This window comes from Flavobacterium sp. GQ95 (assembly GCF_059758655.1).
On record NZ_JCAXEB010000011.1, the window covers coordinates 1 to 12,540 of the forward strand.

Consider the following 12,540-nt stretch of genomic DNA (forward strand, 5'->3'; position numbering starts at 1 on the left):
GTGTATGTTCTTGGCGAAAAAGCCCAGATAAAAATTGAAGCTGAAAATGGTCAGTCAACAAATGCAGTACTATATGTGAATGAAAGTGTTTTACAGTTTAATAAAAGAGGTGGATCTGATTTAGTTCCAGACGAAACGATTCTGACAAAGTTATCTGAATAAGACAATTTTCTGAAAGTATATTTTGACCTATAATTTATATTATGTAAAATAGAATATTCTTAAAAACCCATTACTCTTCAATTATATCTGGCAATTACCTTATTTACTCCAAATAATAGCACTATGGAAATATTATAAAAAATATAGATCTAACACTTAAAATTCTACTTCTACTTAATAATTTACTGTTATTAAAAGCTTTGCGGTAAAACGAAAGTTAAATAATAAAGAAATTAACCAATAAAAAATCATTTTAAAGCTTATAAAACTATAAATTTTAACATTTCTTTAAAATAAATACATTCTGATAAAGATGCTTTCATTGTAAGAGTTTATTTTATTATTTTTACATTCGATACTTTAAAAAAATTATCAAAACGTATGAATACAATTGCTGAGCATATTGCCGATTTTTTAAAAGAATACCCGCCATTTGATAATTTGACTTTTCAGGAATTATCTGATATTGCAATCAATATCCGAGTTATCAATTTAGAAAAACATACCGTATTGTTTCAAAACAATGACGTGCTTCATGATAGTTTTTATGTTGTGGCATCTGGTGTCATAAATTTAACTACAATTGCTGATGCCGAGGAAACAATTATAAATAAATGCCATGAAGGAGATATTTTTGGTTTAAGACCATTTTTTGCCAAAAACAACTACATGATGACTGCGAAAGCACGTGAAGAAAGTATCATTTATGCTATTCCGATCGCGGTTTTCAGACCTTTTGTGGCTAATAATTCTGATGTTTTAAACTTTTTACTAGAAAGTTTTGCCACAAATTCACGTCACACTAAAGACAGTGTAAATTCGAATGGAAAAGTAATTTCTGACACCTCTTTTTATGTAGATCAGGGATCAGAAATGCAATATATACAGTCACTTAGCTATAACAATTCACCTTTAACAACTGAAGCAAATCATATTGTTAAAGATGTTGCTATTTTAATGACTGAATCTATGGTTGATAATATCATTGTATGCGAGAAAAACAAACCAATTGGTATTGTTACGGCTACAGATTTATCATCTAAAATTGCTACCGGACGCTACCCTATAACTGAAACGATTGATAAAATCATGTCTTCACCAGTTGTTACTGTAATTGAAAATGTATCACTTGCCGAAGCTCAGTTATTAATGTTAAAGCATAATGTAACGCACTTATGCGTTACTAAAGACGGTACAAGTAAATCTGCAGTTAAAGGAATTATTTCTGAGCACGATCTAATTGTTGCTCAGGCCAGTAATCCTGGTGTTTTGATCAAAGAAATTAAACGTTCTCAGCTTCCGAAAGACTTAAAACAAATTCGTGATCGTTTGTCTGATTTGATTCAGAATTCAATTCAGAAAAATATTCCAATTTCACATATTAGCAATATTGCAAGTGAAATTAACCTTGCTATAATTAAACGTGCCGTTGAATTATCAATTTTAGACTTAGGCTCACCCCCTGCTCGATTTGCATGGTTAAGCATTGGTAGTCAAGGACGTAAAGAGCAACTTTTGCTAACAGATCAAGATAGTATTTTAATATTTGAAGATGTTACACCTGAGAAATACAGAGAAACAAAAGATTATTTTTTAAGACTGGCTAAAAGAACAACGGCTATATTAGAAAAAGTGGGTTACGAATATTGTCCAAATGGTCATATGGGAAGTAATATGTTGTGGTGTAAATCACTGACTGACTGGACAAAACAATACAACAGTTGGATGAATACTCCAGGTGAAAATAGTAATGACCTAAGCAGTATTTTCTTTGATTACGAGATTATTTTTGGAGAGCCAAAAATTGAGGAAGTAATTGAAAACGTTATTTTTAAAAATGCTGTAAATAATACTTTATTCTTTGACTTTTTAGGAAACGATGCTTTAAAGAAAAATTCTCCGTTAAGTTTCTTCAAAAAATTCATTGTAGAAGAAGAAGGTCCACACAAAACAAAATTTGATATTAAAACCCGTGCATTAATGCCTTTGATTGATGGTGCACGTTTGTTAATTTTGAATGCCAATATAAAAGGAATAAAAAATACTTATTTAAGATTTAAACAGTTGGCAATAACCGACTCTAAAAATGCTGAAATATATTTAAGTTGTGCTGAAGCTTTTTTAACATTATCAAAGTTTAGAACTGTTGAAGGATTGAAAAATGATGATTCAGGGCAATATATCAATCTTAGAGAAATGTCTAAAACAGATAAGGAAAAATTGAAAAATGCTTTGACACCAATGAAAGATCTTGAGGAATTAATTAAGAGTAAATTTCAACTTACCCAATTCTCATAATATATGCTAGACTGGCTGAAAAATATCAATAAAGAGTATCCGGATTTCTGGAAAGACTATTTAACGAAATTCGAAACAAAACCCAATAGATTTGTGGTTTTGTCGACTGAAACTTCAGGACTAAATCCCTATAAAGATGTGATTTTATCCTTAGGAGCTTTTTCAGTTGTTGATGACGGTATAGTAATTAAAGATAATTTTGAATCGGTTTTATTGCAATACAAGTTTTTGCAAGACAACGGCCTTTCAAATGAGTTTATCATTGAAAGTAAAATGATAAAAATGCCGGAACCAGAGGCACTAGAAGCTTTTGTGAATTTTCTTGGAAATGCAATTTTAGTCGGCCATCATATTAATTTTGATATCGAAATGCTAAATGCTGCTTTGGAACGCCTGGACTGTGGCAGAATAAAAAATGAAGCTTTAGATGTGGATGTGATGTACCGAAAGCTAATGGATGTGAATGACAAGCAATTTTCATTGGATGATTTATGCGAAATATATAGAATCCCAAAAAGCGATCGAAATTCATCTACTGAAGATGCCTACAGAATCGCACTTTTGTTTTTGAAGCTAAAATCGAGATTAGGAATTAAATAAACCTAAACCATATAAAAAATGCCTCTTAATTTTAAGAGGCATTTTTATTTCTATTTATTTTCAGAATTAAGAAATTCTTTCTTTCATAATTTCTTCAACAATTTCAGGATTCAATAATGTTGAAGTATCTCCAAAATTAGAAAAATCTCCTTCAGCTATTTTACGTAAAATTCTACGCATAATTTTTCCGGAGCGTGTTTTTGGTAAACCAGAAACAAACTGAATTTTATCTAGTTTAGCGATTGGTCCAATGTGGTCTGCAATATATTGATTAATCTCTTTAGTCAGGTTTTCTTTATTTCTAACTTCTCCAGTTTCTTTTAAGATTACGTAACCATATAGAGCATTTCCTTTAATATCATGCGGGAAACCAACAATAGCAGATTCTGCTACAGCCTGATGCTCATTGATTGCATCTTCGATAGGAGCTGTTCCTAAATTATGACCAGAAACGATAACAACATCATCTACTCTACCGGTAATTCTGTAATATCCAACTTCGTCTCTAAGTGCTCCATCTCCTGTAAAATATTTCCCAGGAAAAGAAGAAAAATAAGTGTCTTTGTAACGTTGGTGATCTCCCCAAATAGTTCTGGCAATTCCAGGCCATGGAAATTTAATACATAAACTTCCAACTACTTGGTTTCCTTCAATCTCATTGCGCTTTTCGTCCATCAAAACAGGCTGAATTCCTGGTAATGGTAAAGTTGCGTAAGTTGGTTTTGTTGGTGTTACAAAAGCAATTGGCGAAATCATGATTCCACCCGTTTCTGTTTGCCACCATGTATCAACTACCGGGCATCTTTTATCTCCTACGTGATCATTAAACCAGTGCCAAGCCTCTTCATTGATTGGCTCTCCAACAGATCCAATAACTTTTAATGATTTTAGAGGATACTTTTGAATATAATCTAAACTTTCTTTTGCTAAAGAACGAATTGCAGTTGGCGCTGTATAGAATTGTGTAATTTTATGTTTTTCAATAATATCCCAAAAACGGCTAAAGTCAGGATAAGATGGAACTCCTTCAAAAATTACAGTTGTTCCTCCGTTTAATAATGGTCCGTATAAAATGTACGAATGTCCAGTAATCCAACCAATATCAGCGGTACACCAGAAAATATCATTTTCTTCGTGAGCAAAAACATTTTTAAAAGTATACGCCGTATAAACCATATATCCGGCTGTAGTATGTACCATTCCTTTTGGTTTTCCGGTAGAACCTGAAGTATATAAGATAAATAAAGGATCTTCTGCATCCATAATTTCTGCAACACTATTATCCAGAGCTACATCTAATAAAGGTTGCAACCATTCGTCACGACCTTCTTTCATTTTAATATCAGTTTGAGTTCTTTTAACCACTAAAACTTTAGAAACTGATGGACAAGAATCTAATGCTTCGTCTACAATTCCTTTAAGATCAATAGTTTTGTTTCCTCTATAACCACCATCAGATGTAATTACCATTTTGCATTCGCAATCATTAATTCTTGCAGAAACCGCAGAGGCTGAAAATCCGGCAAAAATCACAGAATGAATAGCTCCAATTCTCGCACAGGCTAAAACAGCAACCGCCAATTCCGGAATCATTGGTAAATAAATACAAACTCTGTCTCCTTTACGAACGCCCTGATCACGCAGTACGTTTGCCATTTTAGAAACTCTTTCGTAAAGTTCGTTATATGTTATGTGTAAAGCTTCTTCAGAAGGATCATTCGGTTCAAAAATAATAGCCGTTTTTTCTCCTCTTTTGCTTAAATGTCTATCGATACAGTTTTTTGTAATATTAACTTTTGCTTCAGTAAACCATTTTACTTCGGCATCAGCCATATTAAAATCAACTACTTTTTCCCATTGTTGATACCACGTGAAATTTTCCTCAGCTATTTTTCCCCAGAATTTCCTTGGCTCTCTTATTGACTTATTGTAATGTTTAAAATATTGTTCTAAATTTTCAATTTTATAATAACTCATATGTTTTTGGAATTTTTTTATAAATGTATTAAATATCAGCGTATTCTTAAAATTATTTAATTCATAAATTTTGGCAAAAAAAAACACATATTAAAAAAAATATAATCTTTTAATGTATATAATTTAAAAATTTAATTTTTCAACCAAAATTACATATTGCAAAAAAGGCATGGTAATTAAATACCACGCCTTTTCAATTTTAACAATTTCAATAACAATTAATTTTTTGTAATCTGTATTACAATCTACAGCTCTACTTTGAAAACAATAGGAGCTTTATTAATTAAAATAGAAATCTCAACAAGTACATTTATTACTAAACATACCCCATTATAAGGGATTACCTCACTTAACTTACTTAAAGAAGTTAAGTGAATGCAATATTGCATCTATATTCATTTTTCTTAATAAGTGCTTACTAATTCAAAATATTAAATAAAACAGAGATACAGTGCAAATCCCATCACAGTCGAATGTGTGGTAATTCCCCAATTTATTATCCAATTTTTTTCATTGCAGTCATAGATTCTCTCAACCATGCTCCTACTTCTTCAATAGGGTGTTGACGAATTTCTTTGTTAACTGCAATTAAAATAGCATTGTCTACTCCGTTTGAAGTTGAAAATGGTTTTCCTATTACATTTGTTTCAACAGTTTTCATGTATTCAGTTAATAACGGCTTACAAGCGTGATCGAATAAATAACATCCGTATTCAGCTGTATCCGAAATAACGCGGTTCATTTCAAACAATTTTTTTCTTGCAATTGTATTTGCAATCAATGGCAACTCGTGTAATGACTCATAATAAGCTGATTCTTCAATGATTCCAGCTTCTGTCATAGTTTCAAAAGCCAATTCAACTCCAGCTTTTACCATTGCAATCATCAATACTCCATTGTCAAAATATTCTTGTTCAGTTATTGGAGCATCAGTTGGAGGAGTTTTTTCGAAGTTAGTCTCTCCCGTTGCAGCTCTCCATGTCAATAAATTTTTATCATCATTAGCCCAGTCAATCATCATGGTTCTTGAGAATTCTCCAGAAATAATATCATCCTGATGTTTTTGGAATAACGGACGCATGATATCTTTTAATTCCTCAGCAATTTCGTAAGCTTCGATTTTTGCCGGGTTAGAAAGACGATCCATCATATTGGTGATACCACCATGTTTCAAAGCTTCAGTGATAGTTTCCCATCCGTATTGAATTAATTTTGAAGCATATGCTGGTTCGATTCCTTTTTCAACCATTTTATCAAAACATAAAATAGATCCGGTTTGCAACAATCCACATAGAATAGTTTGCTCACCCATTAAATCTGATTTTACTTCAGCTACGAATGATGATTTCAAAACTCCTGCTTTGTGACCTCCAGTTGCTACAGCGTAAGCTTTTGCCTGATCTAAACCAAAACCGTTCGGATCATTTTCAGGGTGAACAGCAATTAAAGTTGGCACACCAAATCCTCTTTTGTATTCTTCACGAACCTCAGATCCAGGACATTTAGGAGCACACATAATTACTGTGATATCTTTACGAATTTGCATTCCTTCTTCAACAATATTAAATCCATGAGAGTATGCTAAAGTCGAACCTTGTTTCATTAATGGCATAATAGCTGTAACTACAGCAGTATGTTGTTTATCCGGAGTTAAATTACAAACTAAGTCTGCAGTTGGAATTAATTCTTCATATGTACCTACAGTAAAACCATTTTCAGTAGCATTTTTATAAGAAGCTCTTTTTTCAGCGATTGCATCTGCACGTAATGCATATGAAATGTCTAAACCTGAATCTCTCATGTTTAAACCTTGATTCAATCCTTGTGCACCACAACCTACAATAACAACTTTTTTTCCCGCCAATGCTGCGATTCCGTCTGCAAATTCAGATTGCTCCATAAATTCGCAAACTCCTAATTGTTCTAATTGTAATCTAAGTGGTAATGTGTTGAAATAATTTGCCATTTTTTTTTAAAATATTTAATGATATGTAATTTATAATTGATACTAGTTAAGAGTTTCTAATAATGATGAAATTTCCATCTTTTCTTTAGAAACAGATATTCTGCCTGAACGCACAAATTGCATAATACCGTAAGGTTTGAATTTGGCATATAGTTCTTCAATTTCTGAACGTCTTCCCGATTTTGAAATCACAAAGAAATCACGAGAAACGGTCACGATTGTAGATTGACTTTCTTTGATGATATTCTGAATTTGTTTTTCATCAAACAACAAACTTGACTGTATTTTAAATAGAGCATTTTCCAAATAAATGGTTTCTTCATCTGTATGATAAAATGCTTTTATTACTTCAATTTGTTTTTCTATTTGTCCCACGATATTCTGAACCCATTTTTCAGTTGTATCCACTACAATAATAAAACGAGAAACATTCTCTATCTCTGATTCTGAAACGTTTAAACTTAATATGTTAATGTGACGCTTTAAGAATATTCCTGATATTCTATTCAATAAGCCCACGTTATTCTCTGAGTATACCGATATGGTAAATGTTTTATCTTCCATTTTATTTTTAGTTTATTTTGTTTCAAGTTTCACGTTATATAACCTGAAACTTGAAATCTGAAACTTTTTTCTTTAGCTTAATCTGATTTCAGAAACACAAGCTCCTGTTGGAATCATTGGAAAAACGTTGTTTTCCTTTTCTACCATAACCTCTAAGAAATAAGAATCTTTTGAAGCCATCATTTCGGCTACAGCAGCATCTAAATCTTCTCTTTGTGTTACTTTTTTAGATTTAATATGATATCCTTCAGCGATTGCAACAAAATTTGGATTAATCATTTTTGTTGAAGCATATCTGTTATCAAAGAACAATTCCTGCCATTGACGTACCATTCCTAAAAACTCATTATTTAAAATGACAATTTTTACCGGCACTTTTGTCTGGAAAATAGTCCCTAATTCCTGAATAGTCATCTGGAATCCACCATCACCAATAATAGCAACCACTTCTCGATCTGGTCTTCCCATTTTAGCTCCAATAGCGGCTGGTAAAGCAAATCCCATGGTTCCTAAACCGCCAGAAGTAATATTACTTTTAGTCGAATTAAATTTTGCATAACGACAAGCAAACATTTGGTGCTGACCAACATCAGAAACGATAATCGCATCACCTTTTGAGTGTTTGTTGATCATTTCCATGGTTTCTCCCATTGAAATACCTTTACCATTAGTTGGATTTAATTCTTCATTTATAACAGATTCCACTTCTATTTTATGCAATTCCTTGAATTCATTATGCCATGAATCGTGTGATCTCTTTTCAATTAAAGGCAATATTGCATTTAAAGCTTCTTTAACATCACCTAAAACTGCTACTTCAGTTTTTACGTTTTTATCAATTTCAGCAGGATCAATTTCAAAGTGAATTACCTTTGCCTGTTTCGCATAAGTCGCTAACTTCCCGGTAACCCGGTCATCAAAACGCATTCCTAATGCAATTAAAACATCACATTCATTTGTTAGCATATTAGGCCCATAATTTCCATGCATTCCTAACATTCCAACGTTTAAAGGATGGTCTGTTGGTAAAGCTGAAAGCCCTAAAATAGTCCAACCTGCTGGTATGCCTGATTTTTCAATAAAAGCTTTTAGTTGTTCTTCGGCCTGACCAAGAATAATTCCCTGACCAAAAACAATAAAAGGTTTTTTAGCACTGTTGATTATAGCTGCAGCTTCGGCAACCTTATCTAATTTTAATTTTGGAACCGGATTGTAACTTCTGATTCCTGTACATTTTTCATAACTAAATTCGAACTCATCGAATTGAGCATTTTTAGTAATATCAATCAGAACAGGACCTGGACGACCAGAACGTGCTATATAAAACGCTTTTGCAATGATTTCCGGAATTTCCGAAGCTTCTGTAATCTGGTAATTCCATTTGGTAACCGGAGTCGAAATTCCGATAATATCCGTTTCCTGAAAAGCATCAGAACCTAATAAATGTTTTCCAACCTGGCCTGTAATACAAACCATTGGAGTTGAATCGATTTGAGCATCTGCTATTCCAGTAACTAAATTTGTTGCTCCCGGCCCAGAAGTGGCAATTGCCACCCCTACTTTTCCTGTAGCTCTGGCATATCCCTGAGCTGCATGAGTTGCACCTTGTTCGTGACGTACTAAAACATGGTGTAATTGGTCCTGAAATTTATATAATTCGTCATAAACCGGCATTATGGCTCCTCCCGGATATCCGTAAACCAAGTCTACTCCTTCTTCTAATAAACATCTTATAACGGCTTCTGCCCCTGATATTTTCATAGTATATTTTTTTTATCACAAATCAATGTCATTTCAATTGCTATTGATTTGTGATATTTTGTTATTTTAATAATTAGTTATCGGTAACGCAACCTGTAGAAGCGCTTGAAACCGATCTGGCATATTTAAGTAAAACTCCTTTTGAAACTTTTAACGGTGGTTGAACCCAAGCCGCTTTTCTGGCTGCAAATTCTTCGTCAGATATTTTTAGGTTGATTGTATTTTTCACAGCGTCAATAGCAATTAAATCGCCATCTTTTACTAGTGCAATACCGCCACCATCATAAGCCTCTGGTGTAATATGTCCTACGACAAAGCCATGTGAACCTCCAGAAAACCTGCCGTCTGTGATAAGAGCACAAGTGCTTCCTAATCCTGCTCCAATAATGGCTGATGTAGGTTTTAGCATTTCAGGCATCCCCGGACCACCTTTTGGTCCACAATACCTGATGACGACTACATTACCTGGTTTTATTTTTCCGGCTTCAAGACCAGGAATTACTTCAAATTCCCCTTCAAAAACCACAGCTGGCCCTTCAAAATATTCGCCTTCTTTTCCGCTGATTTTTGCTACCGCACCTTCAGAAGCAAGATTTCCGTATAATACCTGAATATTTCCTGTTGGCTTTAATGCTTTTTGAATTTCGTGAATTACTTGTTGTCCATCTTGTAAATCAGGAGTCGAAGCTAGATTTTCAGCTACTGTTTTTCCTGTGACCGTTAAACAATCACCATGAATCAATCCTACTTTCAATAAATATTTCATTACCGAAGGAATACCACCTGCTTCATGAATATCTTCCATCATATATTTACCACTTGGTTTCATATCTGCCAATACTGGTGTTCTATCATTAATTGCCTGAAAATCATCCAGAGTAATTTTGATATCAACAGCATGAGCCATTGCAATTAAGTGCATAACAGCATTTGTAGAACCTCCTAAAACAGCAACAATTGTAATTGCATTTTCGAAAGCCTTGCGAGTCATAATGTCTCTTGGCTTAATATCTTTTTCTAATAATATTTTGATTGCTTCTCCTGCAGCCAGACATTCATCTCTTTTTTCCTGGCTTAAAGCAGGGTTTGAAGAGCTGTATGGCAAACTCATTCCTAATGCTTCAATTGCTGAAGACATTGTATTTGCAGTATACATTCCGCCGCAAGCACCAGCTCCCGGACATGCATTTTGAATAACCCCTTTAAAATCTTCGGGAGTAATTTCGTTTTTTACTCTTTTTCCTAATGCCTCAAAAGCAGAAACAATATTTAAAGATTCTCCTTTCCATTTTCCAGAGTGAATTGATCCTCCGTAAACCATCATCGACGGGCGGTTTAATCTTCCCATTGCGATTAAAGCTCCTGGCATATTTTTATCACAACCCGGAATAGCAATTACACCATCATACCATTGTGCTCCCACAACAGTTTCAATAGAGTCTGCAATTACATCGCGAGAAACTAGTGAAAAACGCATTCCTTCAGTACCGTTTGAAATACCGTCACTAACACCAATAGTATTAAAAATAAGTCCGACCAGATTTGCATCCCAAACACCTTTTTTAACGTCTTTTGCTAAATCATTCAAGTGCATGTTGCAGGTGTTACCATCGTAACCCATGCTCACAATACCTACTTGTGCTTTCTTCAAATCTTCTTCAGTTAAACCAATACCATACAACATAGCTTGCGCCGCAGGTTGTGTTTGATCTTGAGTGATGGTTTTGCTGTACTTATTTAATTCCATTATGTATTAATTTATTTTAATTTTTATTCAAAAAAAAACCTTCCAGTATTTGGAAGGTTTATAATATAGTTTTTCAATTATATTTATACCATTCCCGATGCAGATGTGAAAATCACATTGACAACAACGACAGAAGTAATAATAATTGAGATTTGCATCTTTTTATTTTTTTTAGTGTGACAAAAGTATAAAAACTTAAGTGACTAAAAAAATAAAATCTCAACATTTTAGATACTTCTTGTTATTTCTTTTAAGTTTTAACAAAAAATATTAAACAATTGTCGATTGTCCGATATGAACGTTGTCATTATTAAAATATAATAAGTCGTCTTTGCTGAAAATAAAATTGGAAACAAACTCCCCTACTTCATTTGTACCGAATTTTGAATCTGGTTTTAAATCAACAGTAACAACTTTAAATTCAATTGCTTTTTCAATTGCCTGATAAATTACATTTGCTTCTTTAAACAAGCCAAAATGCTCTAACAACATCGCTGCTGATAAAATAGAAGCAATTGGATTGGCAATATTTTTTCCTTTTGCTTGTGGATAAGATCCGTGAATTGGTTCAAACAAAGCATTTTTTTCTCCTAAAGATGCCGAAGCCAATAAACCAATAGAACCTGTAATAACACTTGCTTCGTCTGATAAAATATCTCCAAATAAATTCTCAGTCAAAATAACATCAAACTGTTTTGGATTTAAGATGATTTGCATTGCTGCGTTATCCACAAATAAAAAGTCTAAAGCTACATCTGGATAGTTTTCGCCCACTTTCTGAACTACTTTTCTCCATAATCTTGAGGTTTCCAAAACATTTGCTTTATCTACCATTGTTAACTTTTTACGACGGTTTTGTGCCGATTTAAAAGCTAAATGTGCAATTCTGGTGATTTCTTCTTCTGAATATTCACATAAATCAGAAGCATGTGTTCCTTCTTCATTTAATGTTTTTGCTCCAAAATAAGCACCACCTGTTAATTCTCTAAAAATAGTAAAATCAGCTCCTTCAATAATTTCTCTTTTTAAAGGAGAAGCGTCAATTAGTGATTTATAAGGTTTTATTGGACGAATATTTGCAAATAAACCTAGTTCTTTACGTAATTTCAATAACCCCTGCTCCGGACGAACTTTTGCATTTGGATTATTATCATACTTAGGATCTCCAATCGCTCCAAATAAAACAGCATCAGTATTAAGGCAAAGATTAAGCGTTTGTTCCGGTAGCGGATTTCCTGTTTTATCAATAGCTATAGCACCCATTAGTGCTTCTTCAAAAACAAATTCATGATTGTAAACCTCGCCAATTGCGTACAACGCTTTTTTGGCTTGTAAAATTACTTCCGGTCCAATTCCGTCTCCTGGTAAAACTGCTATTTTCAAATTCATAACGTCTCGTTCTTTATGTATTTAAATCTTTATTTTTTCTCTTTCTTCTTTCTTCTTTATTCTATTTTCTATTTTC

Annotated in this window: 8 protein-coding genes; 2 read left to right on the forward strand and 6 right to left on the reverse strand. The window is 33.3% G+C overall.

All coding sequences use genetic code 11. The features are described from left to right. Positions 1-543: 543 nt before the first annotated feature. Together AC6CH4_RS19475 and AC6CH4_RS19480 are read left to right on the forward strand one after the other, a co-directional pair. The gene (locus tag AC6CH4_RS19475) at positions 544-2,460 is read left to right on the forward strand and encodes a DUF294 nucleotidyltransferase-like domain-containing protein (protein ID WP_498105898.1); all 1,917 of its coding nucleotides are present in this window, start codon (positions 544-546) and stop codon (positions 2,458-2,460) included. A 3-nt stretch (positions 2,461-2,463) separates the two neighbouring features. Beyond that, a complete protein-coding gene (locus AC6CH4_RS19480; protein ID WP_498105900.1) occupies positions 2,464-3,060 on the forward strand; it encodes a 3'-5' exonuclease in 597 nt (198 codons plus the stop codon). 66 nt (positions 3,061-3,126) lie between these two features. Here the strand turns inward: AC6CH4_RS19480 and acs are convergent, their stop codons facing one another. The 6 genes from acs to leuB all read right to left on the reverse strand — a co-directional run bounded on the left by acs (position 3,127) and on the right by leuB (position 12,464). After that, positions 3,127-5,037 (reverse strand): acetate--CoA ligase, encoded by a 1,911-nt coding sequence (gene acs, locus AC6CH4_RS19485; protein WP_498105902.1) that lies wholly within the window; start codon positions 5,035-5,037, stop codon positions 3,127-3,129. Between the two features lie 496 nt (positions 5,038-5,533). Further along, complete coding sequence (gene ilvC, locus AC6CH4_RS19490) at positions 5,534-7,003, reverse strand: ketol-acid reductoisomerase (RefSeq protein ID WP_498105904.1); 1,470 nt, start codon at positions 7,001-7,003, stop codon at positions 5,534-5,536. A gap of 42 nt (positions 7,004-7,045) precedes the next feature. Further along, positions 7,046-7,567, reverse strand: coding sequence for an acetolactate synthase small subunit (ilvN, locus tag AC6CH4_RS19495; protein ID WP_498105906.1), 522 nt, complete (start codon positions 7,565-7,567; stop codon positions 7,046-7,048). Positions 7,568-7,639: 72 nt separating this feature from the next. Next, the gene (gene ilvB / locus AC6CH4_RS19500; protein ID WP_498105908.1) at positions 7,640-9,328 is read right to left on the reverse strand and encodes a biosynthetic-type acetolactate synthase large subunit; all 1,689 of its coding nucleotides are present in this window, start codon (positions 9,326-9,328) and stop codon (positions 7,640-7,642) included. 73 nt (positions 9,329-9,401) lie between these two features. Further along, a complete protein-coding gene (gene ilvD, locus AC6CH4_RS19505; RefSeq protein ID WP_498105910.1) occupies positions 9,402-11,075 on the reverse strand; it encodes a dihydroxy-acid dehydratase in 1,674 nt (557 codons plus the stop codon). Positions 11,076-11,345: 270 nt separating this feature from the next. Next, a complete protein-coding gene (gene leuB, locus AC6CH4_RS19510; RefSeq protein ID WP_498105912.1) occupies positions 11,346-12,464 on the reverse strand; it encodes a 3-isopropylmalate dehydrogenase in 1,119 nt (372 codons plus the stop codon). Positions 12,465-12,540: the final 76 nt, after the last annotated feature.

Coding starts and splice junctions, on each gene's coding strand:
- acs (WP_498105902.1), bottom strand. CDS start 5,037: ATGAGTTATTATAAAATTGAAAATTTAGAACAATATTTTAAACATTAC.
- ilvC (WP_498105904.1), bottom strand. CDS start 7,003: ATGGCAAATTATTTCAACACATTACCACTTAGATTACAATTAGAACAA.
- leuB (WP_498105912.1), bottom strand. CDS start 12,464: ATGAATTTGAAAATAGCAGTTTTACCAGGAGACGGAATTGGACCGGAA.
- ilvB (WP_498105908.1), bottom strand. CDS start 9,328: ATGAAAATATCAGGGGCAGAAGCCGTTATAAGATGTTTATTAGAAGAA.
- AC6CH4_RS19480 (WP_498105900.1), top strand. CDS start 2,464: ATGCTAGACTGGCTGAAAAATATCAATAAAGAGTATCCGGATTTCTGG.
- AC6CH4_RS19475 (WP_498105898.1), top strand. CDS start 544: ATGAATACAATTGCTGAGCATATTGCCGATTTTTTAAAAGAATACCCG.
- ilvD (WP_498105910.1), bottom strand. CDS start 11,075: ATGGAATTAAATAAGTACAGCAAAACCATCACTCAAGATCAAACACAA.
- ilvN (WP_498105906.1), bottom strand. CDS start 7,567: ATGGAAGATAAAACATTTACCATATCGGTATACTCAGAGAATAACGTG.